Genomic DNA, 16,804 nt, shown 5'->3' on the forward strand with positions numbered 1-16,804 from the left:
CCCTCAACCGTCAGGCTCAGCCCGACACCTTCTCCCGCGAAGGGAGAAGGGGAGCGCGGCTTACGCGTGCACCACGCGGTTCTGCGAATCCAGCACGGCCTCGTGCATGGTTTCGGAGAGGGTCGGGTGCGGGAAGACCGTGTGCATCAGGTCCTCTTCGGTGGTCTCGAGGTTCATCGCCACCACGAAGCCCTGGATCAGCTCCGTCACCTCCGCGCCGACCATGTGGGCGCCGAGGAGCTGGCCGGTGTCGGCGTCGAAGATGGTCTTCACCATGCCCTCGGGCTCGCCGAGCGCGATGGCCTTGCCGTTGCCGATGAACTTGAAACGGCCGACCTTGAGCTTGTGGCCGGCCTCCTTGGCCTTCGCTTCCGTCAGCCCCACCGAGGCGATCTGCGGCTGGCAGTAGGTGCAGCCCGGGATCATCGTGCGGTCGAGCGCGTGGGTGTGCATCCCCTTGATCGTCTCGACGCAGATCACGCCCTCGTGCTCGGCCTTGTGGGCCAGCATGGGGGGGCCCGCGATGTCGCCGATGGCGTAGATGCCGGCCACGTTGGTGCGGCCGTGGCCGTCCGTCGCCACCGTGTTGCGCTCCATCTTCACGCCGAGCGCTTCGAGCCCGATGTTCTCGGTGTTGCCGACGACGCCCACGGCCGAGATCAGCCGGTCCGCCGTGATCTCGCTCTTGCCACCCTTGCCGTCGTCGATCGTGGCGGTGATCGAGTCCTCGCCCTTCTTCACGCCCGTCACCTTGGCGCCGGTCAGGATCTTGATGCCCATCTTCTCGAAGCGCGCGCGCGCGAAGGCGGCGATCTCCGGGTCTTCGACGGGCAGGATCTGCGGCAACACCTCGACGATCGTCACCTCGGCGCCCATGGCGCGGTAGAAGTAGGCGAACTCGACCCCGATGGCGCCCGAGCCCATGACGAGCAGCGACTTCGGGAACGCCTTCGGCACCATGGCCTCGTAGTAGGTCCAGATCAGCTTGCCGTCCGGCTCCAGACCGGGGAGGGCGCGGGGCCGCGCGCCCGTCGCCACGATGATGTGCGGGGCCGTGTAGGTGCCGGCCGCCTTGGCGCCCTTCGGAGGCGGCACGGGCTTGCCGCCAAGCGCCGACTTCGTGGCCGGCTTCACCTCGACGGTGCCGACCTTGGGGATGGTGGCCTCGCCCCAGATGACGTCGACCTTGTTCTTCTTCAGCAGGAAGCCGACGCCGCCCGAGAGCTGAGCCGACACGCCGCGCGAGCGCCCGACGACCTTCTCCAGGTCGAAGCTCGCGCCCGGCGCCTTCAGCCCGTAGGCCTCGGCGTGCTGGAACTGGTGGTAGATCTCGGCCGAGCGCAGCAGCGCCTTGGTGGGGATGCAGCCCCAGTTGAGGCAGATGCCGCCGAGGTGCTCGCGGTCGATCACGGCCGTCTTGAAGCCGAGCTGCGCGGCCCGGATGGCCGTGACGTAGCCGCCCGGGCCGGCCCCGACCACGATGATGTCGTATGCGTCAGCCATGGCGTTTCACTCCGGTCCTTCGGCGGCGCTCGTCGTTGATGCAGGCATGGGACCGCGAGGGCGCGCCCTGCCCCCGCCTCCCGGCGTGTCGGTGGCGTCCGCGGCGCAGTGCCGTCAGACCAGCATGCTCATCGGATGCTCGATGTAGTCCTTGAAGGCGCTCATCAGCTCGGCGCCGAGCGCGCCGTCGACCGCGCGGTGGTCGGTCGACAGCGTCACGGTCATCACGGTCGCGACCTTCGGCTCGCCGTTCTTCACCACGACGCGCTTCTCGCCGGCGCCGACCGCCAGGATCGTCGCGTGGGGCGGGTTGACGATGGCCTGGAAGTTCTTGACGCCGAACATGCCGAGATTCGACACGGCGCTGGTGCCGCCCTCGAACTCCTCGGGCTTCAGCTTCCGCGCCTTGGCGCGCGACGCCATGTCCTTCACCTCGTTGGAGATGGTCGACAGCGTCTTGGTCTCGGCGTGGCGCACGATGGGCGTGATGAGGCCGCCGGGGATCGACACCGCCACGCCGATGTCGGCGTGCTTGTGCTTGAGCATGGCGGCCTCGGTCCAGGACACGTTGGCCTCGGGCACGCGCTTCAGCGCCAGCGCCAGCGCCTTGATGATGAAGTCGTTGACCGACAGCTTGAAGGCCGGCTTGCCGTCCTTGTCCTTGCCGGCGGAGCCGTTGACCTGCTCGCGCAGCGCCATCAGGGCGTCGAGCTCGCAGTCGGCCGACAGGTAGAAGTGCGGGATCGTCTGCTTGGCCTCGGACAGGCGGCGCGCGATCGTCTTGCGCATGCGGTCGTGCGGCACTTCCTCGAAGGAGCCGGCCGGGAACATGCCCTTGACCATGTCGTCGGCCGCGGGCGCGGGCTTGGCCGGCGCGGGCGCCTTGGCGGCAGGAGCGGGCGCCGCAGCGGCCTTTGGCGGGTTGGCGATGGCCGAGCGCACGTCGCGCTCGACGATGCGGCCGTGCGGGCCCGAGCCCTTCACCGCGGCGATGTCGAGCCCGGCGTCCTTGGCGACGCGGCGCGCCAGCGGCGAGGCGAAGACGCGGCCCGCCCCGTCGGCGGCCGGCGCCGCGGCGCCGTTGCTCTGCGGCGCGGGGGCCGCTCCGCCCGCGGCCGGCTTGGCGTCGACGTGCTCCAGCTTCGGGGCGCGCTCGTACTGGTGGCCCTCCGGCACGGTCAGCTCGCCGGCCGGCGCCGCCTGGGGCGGCGGGACCGATCCGCCGGCGGCCGGCGCGGCAGCCGCTGCGGGCGCCTTGCCGCCGCCCGACGCCACCGCGGCGGCGTCCTCGCCGTCGGCCGCGATCAGCCCGATCAGCTCGTTGACGGGCACGTCGGCGGTGCCCTCCGGCACCACGATCTTCGCCAGCACGCCCTCGTCGACCGCTTCCACCTCCATGGTGGCCTTGTCGGTCTCGATCTCGGCGATGACGTCGCCGGACTTGATGGCGTCGCCCTCCTTCTTCAGCCACTTGGCGAGGTTGCCCTTCTCCATCGTGGGGGACAGGGCCGGCATCAGGATGTTGGTGGGCATGGACGCCTCGAAGGGGGGCCGGAGCAGCCGGGCTGCCGAAGATCGGAGGGAGCGGCAGGCGCGGACGAGCCTGCCGAGGGCCCGGCGGAGCGCGCCGGGCGTGAAGCTCACCGGTAGGTGACGGCTTTGACGGCCGCGACCACCTCGCCGACGTTGGGCAGCGCCAGCTTCTCAAGGTTGGCGGCGTAGGGCATCGGCACGTCCTTGCCGGTCACGCGCACCACCGGGGCGTCGAGGTCGTCGAAGGCGAGCTCCATCAGCTTGGCCATGATCTCGGCGCCGACGCCCGACTGGGCCCACCCCTCCTCCACGGTGACGCAGCGATTGGTCTTCTTGACCGACTTCACCACGGTTTCGATGTCCATCGGGCGGATCGTGCGCAGGTCGATCACCTCGGCCTCGATGCCCTCCTTGGCGAGCTCGTCGGCGGCCTTGAGCGCGTAGGTCATGCCGATCGACCAGGACACGATCGTGACGTCCTTGCCGCTCCGGGCCACCTTGGCCTTGCCGATCGGGATCGTGAAGTCGTCGCCCTCGGGCACCTCGAAGCTCTGCCCGTAGAGGATCTCGTTCTCCAGGAACACGACCGGGTTCGGGTCGCGGATGGCGCTCTTCAGCAGGCCCTTGGCGTCCGCCGCCGTGTAGGGCGCCACCACCTTGAGGCCGGGCACGGAGGAATACCAGGCCGTATAGTCCTGGCTGTGCTGCGCGCCGACGCGGGCCGCCGCGCCGTTGGGGCCGCGGAACACGATGGGCGAGCCCATCTGCCCGCCCGACATGTAGAGCGTCTTGGCCGCCGAGTTGATGATGTGGTCGATCGCCTGCATGGCGAAGTTGAAGGTCATGAACTCGACGATGGGCTTCAGGCCCGACATCGAGGCGCCGACGCAGATGCCGGCGAAGCCGTGCTCGGTGATGGGCGTGTCGATGACGCGCCTGGCGCCGAACTCCTGCAGGAGCCCCTGCGTGACCTTGTAGGCGCCCTGGTATTCGGCGACCTCCTCGCCCATCACGAAGACCTTAGGCTCGCGCCGCATCTCCTCCGCCATGGCGTCGCGGAGCGCTTCTCGCACCGTCATGGTCACGGTCTTGGTGCCGGCCGGGATCTCCGGCGAGTCGGCCTCGGGCGCGCCGCCCTTCAGCGCGTGGCTGGCCCCGTCGGCCGTCGGGCCGGGGCCCGGCTGGCCGGGCGCCTTGGGCTTGCCTTCGAGGTCCGGCGCGCCGGGCTTCGCGCCCTCGGGTGTGCCGCCCGCCGCCGGCGCGGACGCCGCCTCGGCCTTGGGGGCCGCCGCCGGGGCCGCGTCGGCCGACTCGCCCTCGGCCACGATCACGCCGATGGGGGTGTTGACCGCCACGTTGTCGGTGCCCTCCTCCACCAGGATCTTGGCCAGCGTGCCCTCGTCGACCGCCTCCACCTCCATGGTGGCCTTGTCGGTCTCGATCTCGGCGATGATGTCGCCGGACTTGATGGGATCGCCGACCTTCTTGATCCACTTGGCGAGCTTGCCCTGCTCCATCGTCGGGGACAGGGCGGGCATCAATACGTTGGTGGCCATGTTTCTTCCCTAGAGTCCGGCTTGTCGGAGCCCGGCTTCGCGCGCGGTCCGGCGTGTCGTTCAGAGCGTGATGTCGGTCCACAGCTCCGACGGGTCGGGCTCGGGGTCGGACTGGGCGAAGTCGGCGGCCTCGGCCACCACGGCGCGGATCTTGGCGTCCACCGCCTTGAGGTCGTCCTCGGTGGTGCCGTGGTCCTTCACGAGGCGCGCCCGGACCTGCTCGATCGGGTCCTGCTGGTCGCGCATCTTCTGCACCTCCTCGCGGGTCCGGTACTTCGCCGGGTCCGACATGGAGTGGCCGCGGTAGCGGTAGGTCTGCATCTCCAGGATGATCGGGCCCTTGCCGGAGCGGCAGTGCTCGGCCGCCTCCTCGCCCGCCGCCTTGACGGCGCGCACGTCCATGCCGTCGACCTGGATGCCGGGGATCGCGAAGCTCACGCCGCGCTTGGAGAAGTCGGTCTGCGCCGAGGAGCGCGTCACCGAGGTGCCCATGGCGTAGCGGTTGTTCTCGATCACGTAGATCACGGGGAGCTTCCACAGCTCCGCCATGTTGAAGCTCTCGTAGACCTGGCCCTGGTTGGCCGCGCCGTCGCCGAAATAGGCCATGGCGACCGTGCCGTCCTCGTCGTACTTGCTGGCAAAGGCGAGGCCGGTGCCGAGCGACACCTGCGCGCCCACGATGCCGTGGCCGCCGTAGAAGTTCTTCTCCTTGGAGAACATGTGCATGGAGCCGCCCTTGCCGCGGCTGTAGCCGCCCCGGCGCCCCGTCAGCTCCGCCATCACGCCCTTGGGGTCCATGCCGCAGGCCAGCATGTGGCCGTGGTCGCGGTAACCGGTGATGACCTTGTCCTTCGGGGTGGTGGCCATCTTCATGCCCACCACCACGGCCTCCTGGCCGATGTACAGGTGGCAGAAGCCGCCGATCAGGCCCATGCCGTACATCTGGCCGGCCTTCTCCTCGAAGCGGCGGATCAGCAGCATGTCGTAGTAGCTGTCCAACTCCTCCTGCTTGGTGAAGGCCGCGAAATGGTTGCGCTGCCCCGACGTGTCGTGGGCTTCATCCCCGGCGCGGGACAGTTCTGCGGCTTCGGCCATGGGCGCTCCTTCATGCGACAGCGGCGCCGTCGAGGGCGCCGTCGGCAACATTCGGGGCATAAGCTAGCGGAGCCCGCCGCCGAAGGCGAGGGGTGAAAGGCGCTCTCGACGGCTCATCAAGCCGCTGTTTTGCATGACCAATCTGCGCATTCTGCATGCTGCGTCGCAGCATTCGGTGTTGCGGCGCCGTTGTATGCAGAAATGCCGCGGCCGGCGCGCGTCCCGCTCAGCGCTTGCGGTTGGCGTCGGTGAAGATGACGAGGTCGCGCGGGTCGACGTAGCCGAGCTTCAAGCGGATCTGCTCGGACGCGAGGTCGCGGTCCACCGTGTCGCTGTGCATCAGCGTGACGCGGTGCAGCCAGCCGGCCCGCTCGGCCTTGAGGCGGTCGAGGTCGCCCCGCAGTTGCGCGATCTCGGCCTTGTATTCCTCCTTGGCCTTGATCCCGCGCGCGCCGTGGATCGCGGTCTGGACGAAATAGGCCGACATCGCCCCCGACACGGCGTAGAGGAGCAGCGGCGTGAGGATGGCGCGGAGGCGGGTGCGGACGACCATGGCGTCACCCTGCACGGGCGGTGTTGACGCCCCGTTAAGGCTGTCGCCGATGGCCGGCGCGGGACCGAAGGCCGGCTCGGGCGTTGACGGCGCGGACAACACGGAGCCGCGCCATGCCCGACCTCGCCGACCTGTTCCCCGGCTTCGCGCCCCGCACCGCGTCCACCGACGCCGGCCGCGTCTTCGCGCGGGTCGGCGGCGAGGGCCCGCCGCTCGTGCTCGTCCACGGGTTTCCCGAGACGGCGGCGCAGTGGCACCGCGTCGCGCCGAAGCTCGCGGAGCGCTTCACCGTGGTGGTGCCGGACCTGCGCGGCTACGGCTGGTCGTCCGTGCCGGCGAGCCGGAACGGCGAGGGCTACACCAAGCGCGCCATGGGGGCCGACGTGGTGGCACTGATGGCCGACCTCGGCCACGCGCGCTTCCGGTTCGTCGGCCACGACCGCGGGGCCCGCGTCGGCTACCGCCTGGCGCTCGACCAGCCCGGGCGCATCGAGCGCCTCGCGCTGCTCGACATCGTGCCGACCGCCGAGGTGTGGCGCTCGCGCGAGAGCGATCCGGAGGTGTCGCCGCACTGGCCCTGGCTGGCGCGCCCCGAGCCGCAGCCCGAGACGGAGATCGGCGCCGACCCGATCGCCTATTACGAGGGCCTGATGCGGAGGTGGACCGGCACGAAGGACCTGTCGCCCTTCGCACCCGAGGCGCTGGACCATTACCGCGCCGGCTGGAACGAGCCGTCCCGCATCCACGCCATGTGCGAGGACTACCGCGCCGGCGCCGCGCAGGACGTGGAGCACGACCGCGCCGACGAGGCCGCGGGCCGCACGATCGACTGCCCCGTGCTGGTGGTGGCGAGCCGGCGCTACCTCGTCAGGCCGGGCAAGCCGAAGCCGGTCGACGTGTGGCGCGCGGGCTTCGCGCCGGACGCGCGGGGCGTCGAGACCGACACGGGCCACTTCATGGCCGAGGAGGATCCCGAAGCGACGCTGGCGGCGCTGCTGGCGTTCCTGTGATCCTCCCCTCGCGGGAGAAGGGGTAAGCCGTCACGGCGTCAGCAGGCGGCTCAGCGTGTCGCGGGTGCCGGGGTCCATGGCGCCATCGATTCGCGCGGGGCGGTGGCGGCGCTGGAAGGCCTCCACCACGGCGCGGCTCGCGGCGTCGTGCACCCCCGTGGCCGCGATCCCGTAGCCGAGGCGCGCGAGGTCGGCCTGGACGGCGCGCACCTCCTCGGGGTCGAGCGGCAGGCCCGTCGACAGGTCGTCGGAGGGCTCGACGCGCACCACGACGCCGGCCGCGGCCAGGCGGTCCCACGGGAAAAGCTCGCCGGGGTCCCGCTTGCGGCCGGGCGCGAGGTCGGAATGGGCGAGCACGCGGGCGGGCACGATGCCGTGCCGGTGCATCACGTCGCGGCACAGCGCGACAACGGCCTCGATCTGCGCGGCCGGGAAGGGCGGCAGGCCGAAGTCGTGGCCGCCGTTGACGATCTCGATCCCCACCGAGGCGGAGTTGAGGTCGCCCGCGCCGGCCCACGATCCCGCCCCCGCGTGCCAGGCGCGGCGCGCTTCGGGCACGAGTTGCAGCACCGTGCCGTCCTCCTCGACGACGTAGTGGCACGAGACCTCGGAGGCGGGGTCGCACAGCCGGCGGACCGCGGAGGGGCCGTCCGCCATGCCGGTGTAGTGCAGCACGATCGCGTCCGGCCGGCCGTGGCCTCGCCGCTCGCCGTGGTTGGGCGAGGGGCGGACGGCCGCGGCGAGGCGGCTGTCCGGCGTCGGCACGCGGCTCAGTAGTTGGAGGGCGGCACGGCGCGGTAGCCGGCGAGCCTGAGGCACACCGGGTTGCCGTATTCGTCGTAGCCCATCTTGGCGCAGGCGCGAGGGGGCGGCTCGTAGGCGACGGGCGGGGGCGGATAGCCGTAGCGCGGGGTCGAGGCCGCGCCCAGCACCGCGCCGGTGCCGGCGCCCACCGCCGCACCGGCCAGCGCGCCGACGGGCCGGCCGGTGGCGAGGCCGCCGATCAGCGCGCCGGTGGCGCCGCCCAGCACGGCGCCGCGGCCGGCGTTGTATTCCTCGGGCGTCTGCGCCGCGCAGCCGGCGAGCGCCAGCGCGCCCAGCATGGCGGCGCCGGCCGCCGCGGATCTCTTCCTCATACCCACTCCCTTCGGCCGCACGCCGTACCTGCCCGGCCCCGAACCCGATCCGACGCGCGAGCCTGGCGCCGGCGAAGTGAACGCCGGCCTAACGATGAATCCCGACCGCCCCTGGACGGGGGCTGCCGGGGCTCATTCCGGAGCAAAGCGGGCTTTTCTGCGGAAGGCGGGCGCGACCGGCAGTGTCGATCCGGTCCCGGCGCGCCGTTCCACCCTCCCCTGTGTCGAAAACCACACAGCGGACAAAAAACGACTTCCCACGGCGCGCCTTCATCGACCTTCAACACATCGCTGACCGGCCGGGCCCGGATTTCGACGCATTTGGGCGGCGGTCTGCCGGCTTCGACCAACCCATGTGGAGGAAGCGGCTTGCTCTCGATGTCGCGCGCTGTTCTCGCGACCGGCGCCCTGCTGGTCTCCGCCTCGCTGGCATCGGCCGACGGCCAGGCCCATTTCTCGCCCCTCCTGCAGGACACGCCGACCCCTCCGATCGCCGCGGCCCCCGCACCGGCCCCCGTCGCCGAGCAGGCCCCCGCGGGCCGGACCCGGTCCGGCCGCCGCCGCACCCGCATCGCCCGCGAGCGCGAGCGCCGGGTGGCGCGGGCCGCAGCGGCGCTCAACCGCAGCGTCGACCCGTTCGGCGGCATCCGGCACCTCACCATCGGGTCGACCCCGGCGCCGCTGCCGCCGTCGCACGAGGGCGACGTGGGCAGCGCCGTCGCGACGCTGGAAACGCCGCCGCCCGGCAACCGCGAGGCCGCGGCGCCGACCCCCGGCACCTCCGCGGCGACCTTCGAGGGCGCCCGCGAGGCGGCTTCGCATTCGCTGGCGGAGCTGCTCGCCAAGCACGCCTTCGCCGAGGGCGTGCCGGTGGCGCTGGCCAAGGCGGTGGTGCGGATCGAGAGCGGCGGCAACGCCCGCGCGTCGAACCACGGCGCGCTGGGCCTCATGCAGATCAAGTGGGCCACGGCCCGCGCGGTGGGGTTCAGCGGCCCGGCGGTGGGGCTGCTCGTCGCCGACACGAACCTGCGCTACGGCATGAAGGTGCTGGCGCAGGCCTACCGCGACGCCCACGGCGACGTCTGCGGCGCGCTGATGCGCTACCAGTCGGGCCACCTCGCCCGCCATCCGAACGCCGCCAACCGCGCCTATTGCGCCCATGCCCGCTCGCTGATGGCGCGGGACTGACGGGACCCATGGCCGACTGGGACCCCGCCCTCTACACGCGCTTCGAGGGCGAGCGCACCCGCCCCGCGGCGGACCTGCTCGGCCGCGTCGACCTCGGCGCCCCGCGGCTCGCCTACGACCTCGGCTGCGGCCCCGGCAACTCGACCGAGCTGATCGTGCGCCGCTTCCCCGACGCCGAGGTGGTCGGCCTCGACACCTCCGCGGCCATGCTGGACAGCGCGCGGCGGCGCCTGCCGGCGCTCCGCTTCGAGGCGGCCGACGCCGCGACCTGGGTGCCCGGGCGCGCGCCGGACCTGATCTTCGCCAACGCCGTGCTGCAATGGCTGCCGGGCCACGCGGACCTGCTGCCGCGCCTGTTCGGCCTCCTGGCGCCCGGCGGCGTGCTCGCCGTGCAGATGCCCGACAACCTCGCCGAGCCCTCGCACCGGCTGATGCGCGAGGTCGCGGCCGCGGGCCCCTGGGCCGCCGCGATCGGCGACCCGGCCGTGGCGGGGCGGCTCGGCCGCATGCTGAGCGTCGACGCCTACTACGACGCGCTGGCGCCGCTCGCCGCCGAGGTGGACGTGTGGCGCACCGCCTATCAGCACCGGATGGACGACGCCGCCGCCATCGTCGAGTGGGTGAGCGCCACGGGGCTGAAACCCTTCACCGACCCGCTGCCGCCGGACCTGAAAGCGGGTTTCCTCGACGCCTACGCGCGCGCCATCGACGGCGGCTATCCGGCCCGCGCCGACGGTCGGCGCCTGCTCGCCTTCCCGCGCGTGTTCATCGTGGCGCGGCGGGCGGCAGCATAGCCGTCCGATCTCGGCCGACGGACGGGCGGAGTGCGACCAACGCCGCTGCCCATGGCGCCGCGACGACGCGCCCGCGAACCGGAGGGGCCGGGCGGGGGTTCTCCGGCGGAACATCCCCGGAGCCGCCCCGCCATGGCCGAAGACCAGCCGAAACCCGACCTCCTCGCCGGCGTCGCCTTGGGCGACATCCCCGACTCCGGCCTGCTCGCCGGCACGGTCGGCGAGCACGACGCCGTGCTGGTGCGCGCCGGCGACGGGTTCCGCGCCGTGGGCGCCAAATGCACCCACCTCGGGGCGCCGATGGCCAAGGGGCTGCTGGTCGGCGGCGAGCTACGCTGCCCCTGGCACCACGCCTGCTTCGACGTGTCCACGGGCCGCGCCGCCAAGGCGCCGGCCTTCGACCCGCTGCCGGTGTGGCCCGTCGCGGTCGAGGACGGCCGCGCCCGCGTGACGCAGGCCGAGCCGGTCCATCCCCCGCGCGAGCCCATCGCCCTCGCGGAGGGGCCCTTCGTGATCGTCGGCGGCGGTGCCGCAGGCTACAGCGCCGCCGTGGCGCTGAAGGAGTGCGCGCCCCGCGCCCGCGTGATCGTCCTTTCCGCCGACGACCACGCGCCCTACGACCGCACGATCCTCACCAAGGACTACCTCGACGGCAAGTTCGGCGACGACCGCCTGCCGATCTCGAAGACCGATCTAGCGGCGCTCGGCGTCGAGCTGCGCCTGTCGACGGCCGTCGAGCGGATCGACCGCGACAGGCGCGCGGCGGTCCTGGAGGGCGGCGAGGCGGTGCCCTACAGCAAGCTGCTGCTCGCCACCGGCGCCGAGCCGAAGCGCCCCGACCTGCCGGGCGCCGACGCGGACCACGTGCGCGTGCTGCGCAGCCTCGCCGACTGCCGGGCCGTGCTGGCGCGCATCGGCACTGCCGAGAACGTCGTGGTGCTGGGGTCGAGCTTCATCGGGCTGGAGACCGCGGCCTCGCTGAGGAGCCGCGGCGTCGCCGTGACGGTGGTGTCGCCCGAGGAGGCGCCGACCGCGAAGGTGTTCGGCGAGGAGGTGTCGAAGGCCGTGATGGCGGTCCACCGCGACAAGGGGGTGGCGTTCCGCCTCGGCCGCGAAGCCAAGGCCATCGGCGCCGGCGACGTCACGCTCGACGACGGCTCGGTGCTGCCGGCCGACCTCGTGGTGCTGGGGATCGGCGTCGCGCTGCGTACCGGGCTCGCCGAGGCGGCCGGCCTGACGGTCGAGGACGGCGTCGTGGTCGACGCGAACCTCCGGACCTCGGACCCGGACGTCTTCGCTGCCGGCGACATCGCCCGCTGGCCGGACCCGCACACCGGGCGGAACATCCGCGTCGAGCACTGGGTGGTGGCGCAGCGCCAGGGGCAGGCCGCGGCGGCCAACATGCTCGGCCACCCGACGCCCTTCGCGGAGGTGCCGTTCTTCTGGTCGAAGCACTTCGACCTGTCGCTGCGCTACGTCGGCCACGCCGGGAAGGAGGACGCGCCGGAGGTCGACGGCTCGCCGGCGAAGCGCGAAGCCACGATCACCTTCGCGAGCGGCGGTCGGGCCGCGGCCGTCGCCACGATGGGGCGCGACGTCGAGTCCCTGGAGTGCGAGGCCGCGATGGAGCGCGCCGTCGCGGCGGGGTGAGGCCCGGCCCGCTCAGCGCGGCGGCGGCATCATGCCCTTGCCGCCGGGCGGCTTCGGCGGCCAGGAGCCCTGGGGCCGGTCGAGGCTCATCTCGTGGCTGATCGCGCGCTCCACGACGTCGATGAACTGCTGCAGGTTCATGAAGTCCCCCGCCGCGTCGCCCGACGTGTGCGGGTCGGCCACCAGCGCCGTGACGAGGTTTCGGCGGTCCTCGACCAGGAAGTCGCGGAGGGTCCGCAGGCTGTCGATGTGCTGTTTCACGGGTCCATTCCGTCGAGGGTCTGCTGCTGTCCGCGGTCCGCATAGCGGAAACGGCGCCGCCCGGCCACCGCGGGCGGGCGCGGCCGGGCCGCCCCCGTTCGACGGATGTTCATCCCCGCGGGGCGAAGATCGTGGCTTGCACATTTGTAATCCCGCCGCGCTTGCCCATCGGCCGGAGCGGCGGTAGCGGAAAGAGCTCGCGCTCGCGCGGCACAGTCAGGACAGGCGGCTTGAACGCTCCATTCTCCGATCTCGAAGCGATCCCGATGTTCAACGGGGGCTTCATGGCGGTGGCGCATCTCGCCAACCATCACGGCGTGCTGGCTTCGGCTGCGCAGCTCAGCCACGATTCCGGGCTCGGCGACGCCCCGCCCACCGCCGAGGACCTGGCCCGCTCCGCCATCAGGGTCGGCCTCAAGGCCCGCGTGGTGCGCGACCCCGACGCCAAGCGCATGCGGACCATCCCGGTCCCGGCCATCGTCAAGGTCAAGGACGGGACCTGGGCGGTGTTCGGCGTCGAGACCGATCCGGGCCTGCACCGGGTCATCGACCCCCTCACGCGGCGCCAGGCCCAGCTCTCGATCGACGAGGTGCTCCAGCGGCTTGACCGCGACGTCATCCTGATCGGCAAGAGCGCCGGTCTCGCCGCCGAGCAGCTCAAGTTCGGCCTCTCCTGGTTCGTGCCGGCGGTCAAGCGCTACCGCAAGCCGCTGGTCCACGTCCTCGTCACGTCCTTCTTCATCAACCTGCTCGGCCTCGCGACCCCGCTGGTGTTCCAGCTCGTCGTCAACAAGGTGCTGGTGTCGAAGAGCTACTCGACGCTGGTCGTCGTCATCAGCGCCATGGTGCTGATCTCGATCTTCTCCGGCATCCTCAAGTACCTGCGCGCCTACGTCCTGAACCACACGTCGAACCGCATCGACGTCGAGCTCGGCGCCAAGCTCTACGCCCACCTGGTCCGCCTGCCGATCTCCTATTTCGAGCGCCGCCCGACCGGCATCATCGTGACGCGGGCCCGCGAGCTCGACACCGTGCGGCGGTTCATGACGGACCAGAGCCTGACCTCGGTGGTCGACCTCCTGTTCGTGTTCATCTTCCTCGCCGTGCTCGCGCTCTATTCGCTGAGCCTGACGATGGTGATCGTCCTGCTGATGCCGGTCTACTTCGGCATCAGCGTGCTGATGAAGCCGCTCTACCGCAAGCGGCTGAAGGACAAGTTCCGCCGCTGGTCCAAGGCGCAGCAGCTGCTCGTCGAGACGGTGGTGGGCATCCAGACCATCAAGGCTTCGGCGGTCGAGCCGGTGTTCCAGAAGCTGTGGGAGGAGCGGCTGTCGGGCTTCGTCAAGGCCGGCTTCCATTCCACCATCCTCGGCACGGTCACGCAGACGAGCATCTCCTTCGTCACCAACCTGCAGACCGCGCTGATCCTGTTCTTCGGCACCCAGCAGGTGATCTCCGGCAGCATGACCGTGGGCGGCCTCATCGCCTTCTCGATGATCGGCCAGCGCGTCACCCAGCCGATCCTGCGCTCGGCGCAGCTCTACCAGAGCTTCCAGGAAGTTCAGGTGTCGCTGGAGCACCTGGCCGACATCCTGGACGCGCCCGTGGAGCTTCAGCCCCACGCCCTGCAGGCCCTGCCGACGCCCAAGGGCGCGATCGCGCTGCGCGACGTGTCGTTCCGCTACCGCCCCGAGCTGCCCGAGGCGCTCCGCAAGGTGAGCCTCGACATCCGCCCAGGCGAGGTGATCGGCATCGTCGGCCCGTCGGGGTCGGGCAAGTCCACGCTCACCAAGCTCGTGCAGCGCTTCCACGCGCCGTCCAGCGGCGACATCCTGGTCGACGGCATCGACATCGCCCAGGTCGACCCCACCTGGCTGCGCCGCCAGCTCGGCGTGGTGCTGCAGGAGAACTACCTGTTCAACCAGACCGTGCACGAGAACATCGCCCTGGCCAACCCCGGCCTGTCGCGCGCCGGCGTGGTGCGGGTGGCGAAGCTCGCCGGCGCGGACGAGTTCATCGTCAAGCTGCCGCAGGGCTACGACACGATGATCGAGGAGCGCGGCGCCAACCTTTCCGGCGGCCAGCGCCAGCGCATCGCCATCGCGCGGGCGCTCGCCACCGACCCGCGCATCCTGATCCTCGACGAGGCGACCAGCGCGCTCGACTACGAGAGCGAGCGCATCATCCGCCACAATATGGACCAGATCGCGCAGGGGCGCACCGTGATCGTCATCGCCCACCGCCTCGCCGCGGTGCGCAACTGCGACCGGATCGTCGGCATGACGCGGGGCGAGATCATCGAGATCGGCACCCACGACGACCTCGTCCGCCGCAGCGGCGGCCTCTACGCGCGGCTGTGGTCGCTGCAGACCGACCAGGTGAGCGCGTGAGCGCCCCGACGCGCCGCGGCTCGGTCGCGGGGGCCGACGCGCTCGACGTCGCGCCGGGCGGGGCCCAGCCCGATACGACGGCGGTGATCGCGCCCGCCCCGACCGGCGCGGCGATCGATCCCGAATTCGCGCCGCAGCAGCCCGCGCGGCGCCGGCGCGGCACGGCGCCCGCCCCCGGCGGGGACGCCGCCCCGTCCCAGGCCGCCGTGGCGGTGAGCTCGCGGCTGCAGGCGGCGCGCGCCGTCGCGACCGTGGCGGACAGGCCCGCCCCCGGCCGGGTGGTGGACGTGGCGGCGGAACCCGCCGCGCCGTCCCCCGCGCGCCGGGCGCGGGGCGGCGCCGCGGCCGAGCCTGAGGGGCAAGGGCGCGCCCTGCAGGTCCGCGGCGGGCGGGGCAGGCCTCCGGGCACCGCCCTCCAGCCGCGCATGAAGCACGCCGCGCGCCCGGTGATCGACCTCGACGAGCTGTGGGCGCCGGTGAAGCCGGACCGCGTCGCCGTGGACCGCGAGTTCCTGCCCGGCGCGCTGGAGATCCTCGAAGCGCCGGCCTCGCCGATCCGCGTGTGGCTGATCTACGCGCTGTGCGGGCTGATCGCCGCCGCGCTGGCCTGGTCGTGGTTCGGCCACCTCGACGTCTACGCGGACGCCACCGGCAAGGTGCAGGCGTCGGGCCGGACCAAGGTCGTCCAGCCCGTCGAGTCCGGCAAGGTGCAGGCCATCCTGGCGACCGACGGCGACCGCGTGAAGGCGGGCGCCGTGCTGGTGCAGCTCGACCCCACCACCGTGATCGCGGAACGGAACGTCACGCAGGACCAGCTGTGGAACGCGCGCGGCGAGGTTCTCCGCCAGAAGGCCGAGATCGCCGCCGTCGCGGCCGACAAGATCGACACGACGCCGAAGGTCGACTGGCCGAAGGACCTGCCGGCCTACGTCACCTCGCGCGAAACGCAGGCCATGGACGGCGAGCTGTCGAGCCTCGCCGCGACGCTGTCGAGCCTCCAGGCCGAGCGGGCCGCGACGGTGGCCGAGCGCGACAAGTACAGGGCCAACCTCGAGCCGCAGCAGAAGGTGATCGCCCTCATCACCGAGCACCTCGGCATGGGCAAGCAGCTGTTCAAGGACGGCTACAACAGCCGGCTGACCGTGATCACCGAGGAGCAGCAGCTCCAGGCGGCGCAGCTCCAGCTCGTCAACCTCCAGGGCAGCCTCGCCCAGGCCGAGGCGGCGATCCCCGTGATCGACGCCAAGATCGTGCAGACGCGGCAGAGCTTCGTCACCACCCACACCTCGGCCCTGGTGCAGGCGCAGCAGCAGGCCGACAAGCTGACGCAGGACCTCGCCAAGGCGAACGAGAACGTCGCCCACATGACGCTCACCTCGCCCATCGACGGCATCGTGCAGGCGACGGCCGTCACCACGGTCGGGCAGGTCGTCACCACGGGCCAGCAGCTCATGCAGGTCGTGCCCGAGGGCACGCCGCTCGAGATCGAGGCCTACATCCTCAACACAGACGCCGGCTTCGTCCAGGTCGGGCAGGACGCGACCATCAAGGTCGACACCTTTCCCTACACCCGCTACGGCACGATCTCCGGCAAGGTCGTCAAGGTCGCGGCCGACGCGCTCACGGGCAAGCAGGCCCAGCAGCAGCAGGCGAACGGCTCGGTCCCTCCCAGCGCCGACGGCGCGATGTCGGTCACCAGCGCGGCGCAGCAGACGACCGACCTCGTGTTCCCCGTGATCATCAAGCCGGACCAGCCCGGCCTCATGGTCGACGGGCGCATGAGGGCTCTGTCGTCGGGCATGACCGTCACGGTCGAGATCCGCACCGAGAGCCGGCGGGCGATCGACTATATCCTGTCCCCCCTCCATTCGCTCTTCGAGCAGTCCGCCCAGGAGCGGTGACGGGCGATCGCGCCGGCCGGACCGGGATCGGGGGCGACGGGCACGAGGCCCCGCGGGTCACGGCATGACCGTGTCGTGACGCCGCCCCGTCGGGAGCCGTTCCTTCGGTCGCGGGATCCATAGTCCCGCTTCTCGTCCCGCATCGTCTCAATGATGAGCGCAAGCTGAATAACAACTCGTGAATGAGATTTCGAATCGTCGTCGTATATGGGTCAATCAAAAATTCTGCCGTCC

14 protein-coding genes are annotated in these 16,804 nt (G+C 71.8%); 6 read left to right on the forward strand and 8 right to left on the reverse strand.

Going from position 1 to position 16,804, the window contains the following annotated elements:
• Nucleotides 1-60: 60 nt before the first annotated feature.
• The 5 genes from lpdA to L7N97_RS06510 form a co-directional block, all read right to left on the reverse strand.
• Nucleotides 61-1,503, reverse strand: coding sequence for a dihydrolipoyl dehydrogenase (gene lpdA / locus L7N97_RS06490; RefSeq protein WP_237477516.1), 1,443 nt, complete (start codon nt 1,501-1,503; stop codon nt 61-63).
• Nucleotides 1,504-1,617: 114 nt separating this feature from the next.
• Nucleotides 1,618-3,036, reverse strand: a complete 1,419-nt coding sequence (locus L7N97_RS06495; protein WP_237477517.1) for a pyruvate dehydrogenase complex dihydrolipoamide acetyltransferase — start codon at nt 3,034-3,036, stop codon at nt 1,618-1,620.
• Nucleotides 3,037-3,143: 107 nt separating this feature from the next.
• Nucleotides 3,144-4,592 carry a pyruvate dehydrogenase complex E1 component subunit beta gene (locus tag L7N97_RS06500; protein WP_237477518.1) on the reverse strand — a complete coding sequence of 483 codons (1,449 nt, stop codon included), beginning with the start codon at nt 4,590-4,592 and terminating at the stop codon, nt 3,144-3,146.
• Between the two features lie 60 nt (nt 4,593-4,652).
• Nucleotides 4,653-5,687, reverse strand: a complete 1,035-nt coding sequence (gene pdhA / locus L7N97_RS06505) for a pyruvate dehydrogenase (acetyl-transferring) E1 component subunit alpha (RefSeq protein ID WP_237477519.1) — start codon at nt 5,685-5,687, stop codon at nt 4,653-4,655.
• A gap of 226 nt (nt 5,688-5,913) precedes the next feature.
• A complete protein-coding gene (locus tag L7N97_RS06510; RefSeq protein WP_237477520.1) occupies nt 5,914-6,240 on the reverse strand; it encodes an FtsB family cell division protein in 327 nt (108 codons plus the stop codon).
• Between the two features lie 113 nt (nt 6,241-6,353).
• On the opposite strand from L7N97_RS06510, the gene L7N97_RS06515 reads away from it, so the two are divergent.
• Nucleotides 6,354-7,250 (forward strand): alpha/beta hydrolase, encoded by an 897-nt coding sequence (locus tag L7N97_RS06515; protein ID WP_237477521.1) that lies wholly within the window; start codon nt 6,354-6,356, stop codon nt 7,248-7,250.
• 30 nt (nt 7,251-7,280) lie between these two features.
• Here the strand turns inward: L7N97_RS06515 and L7N97_RS06520 are convergent, their stop codons facing one another.
• Both L7N97_RS06520 and L7N97_RS06525 read right to left on the reverse strand, forming a co-directional pair.
• Complete coding sequence (locus L7N97_RS06520) at nt 7,281-8,024, reverse strand: N-acetylmuramoyl-L-alanine amidase (protein ID WP_237482070.1); 744 nt, start codon at nt 8,022-8,024, stop codon at nt 7,281-7,283.
• Complete coding sequence (locus L7N97_RS06525) at nt 8,021-8,386, reverse strand: YMGG-like glycine zipper-containing protein (RefSeq protein ID WP_237477522.1); 366 nt, start codon at nt 8,384-8,386, stop codon at nt 8,021-8,023. Before L7N97_RS06525 ends, L7N97_RS06520 begins: the two co-directional genes overlap by 4 nt.
• Before the next feature lie 378 nt (nt 8,387-8,764).
• Between L7N97_RS06525 and L7N97_RS06530 the strand changes: the two genes are divergently transcribed.
• The 3 genes from L7N97_RS06530 (at nt 8,765) to L7N97_RS06540 (ending at nt 12,018) form a co-directional block, all read left to right on the forward strand.
• Nucleotides 8,765-9,574, forward strand: coding sequence for a lytic transglycosylase domain-containing protein (locus L7N97_RS06530; RefSeq protein ID WP_237482072.1), 810 nt, complete (start codon nt 8,765-8,767; stop codon nt 9,572-9,574).
• Nucleotides 9,575-9,582: 8 nt separating this feature from the next.
• On the forward strand, nt 9,583-10,368 hold the full coding sequence (gene tam, locus L7N97_RS06535; RefSeq protein WP_237477523.1) for a trans-aconitate 2-methyltransferase: 786 nt from the start codon (nt 9,583-9,585) through the stop codon (nt 10,366-10,368).
• 132 nt (nt 10,369-10,500) lie between these two features.
• Nucleotides 10,501-12,018, forward strand: coding sequence for an FAD-dependent oxidoreductase (locus L7N97_RS06540; protein WP_237477524.1), 1,518 nt, complete (start codon nt 10,501-10,503; stop codon nt 12,016-12,018).
• A 12-nt stretch (nt 12,019-12,030) separates the two neighbouring features.
• Here L7N97_RS06540 and L7N97_RS06545 read toward each other — a convergent pair whose 3' ends face one another.
• A complete protein-coding gene (locus L7N97_RS06545; protein ID WP_237477525.1) occupies nt 12,031-12,279 on the reverse strand; it encodes a hypothetical protein in 249 nt (82 codons plus the stop codon).
• A gap of 230 nt (nt 12,280-12,509) precedes the next feature.
• Between L7N97_RS06545 and L7N97_RS06550 the strand changes: the two genes are divergently transcribed.
• Nucleotides 12,510-14,669 (forward strand): type I secretion system permease/ATPase, encoded by a 2,160-nt coding sequence (locus tag L7N97_RS06550; RefSeq protein WP_237477526.1) that lies wholly within the window; start codon nt 12,510-12,512, stop codon nt 14,667-14,669.
• Nucleotides 14,666-16,570 (forward strand): HlyD family type I secretion periplasmic adaptor subunit, encoded by a 1,905-nt coding sequence (locus tag L7N97_RS06555; RefSeq protein WP_237477527.1) that lies wholly within the window; start codon nt 14,666-14,668, stop codon nt 16,568-16,570. The genes L7N97_RS06550 and L7N97_RS06555 overlap by 4 nt, the downstream gene beginning before the upstream one ends.
• Nucleotides 16,571-16,804 lie beyond the last annotated feature (234 nt).

It is taken from the genome of Lichenibacterium dinghuense, from assembly GCF_021730615.1.
Taxonomy (GTDB): Bacteria; Pseudomonadota; Alphaproteobacteria; order Rhizobiales; family Beijerinckiaceae; genus Lichenihabitans; species Lichenihabitans dinghuensis.

Bases quoted from the DNA above. Each gene is read 5' to 3' on its own strand.
- L7N97_RS06495 (WP_237477517.1), bottom strand. From the start codon at position 3,036: ATGCCCACCAACATCCTGATGCCGGCCCTGTCCCCCACGATGGAGAAG.
- L7N97_RS06525 (WP_237477522.1), bottom strand. From the start codon at position 8,386: ATGAGGAAGAGATCCGCGGCGGCCGGCGCCGCCATGCTGGGCGCGCTG.
- pdhA (WP_237477519.1), bottom strand. From the start codon at position 5,687: ATGGCCGAAGCCGCAGAACTGTCCCGCGCCGGGGATGAAGCCCACGAC.
- L7N97_RS06510 (WP_237477520.1), bottom strand. From the start codon at position 6,240: ATGGTCGTCCGCACCCGCCTCCGCGCCATCCTCACGCCGCTGCTCCTC.
- L7N97_RS06515 (WP_237477521.1), top strand. From the start codon at position 6,354: ATGCCCGACCTCGCCGACCTGTTCCCCGGCTTCGCGCCCCGCACCGCG.
- L7N97_RS06500 (WP_237477518.1), bottom strand. From the start codon at position 4,592: ATGGCCACCAACGTATTGATGCCCGCCCTGTCCCCGACGATGGAGCAG.
- tam (WP_237477523.1), top strand. From the start codon at position 9,583: ATGGCCGACTGGGACCCCGCCCTCTACACGCGCTTCGAGGGCGAGCGC.
- L7N97_RS06530 (WP_237482072.1), top strand. From the start codon at position 8,765: ATGTCGCGCGCTGTTCTCGCGACCGGCGCCCTGCTGGTCTCCGCCTCG.
- L7N97_RS06540 (WP_237477524.1), top strand. From the start codon at position 10,501: ATGGCCGAAGACCAGCCGAAACCCGACCTCCTCGCCGGCGTCGCCTTG.
- lpdA (WP_237477516.1), bottom strand. From the start codon at position 1,503: ATGGCTGACGCATACGACATCATCGTGGTCGGGGCCGGCCCGGGCGGC.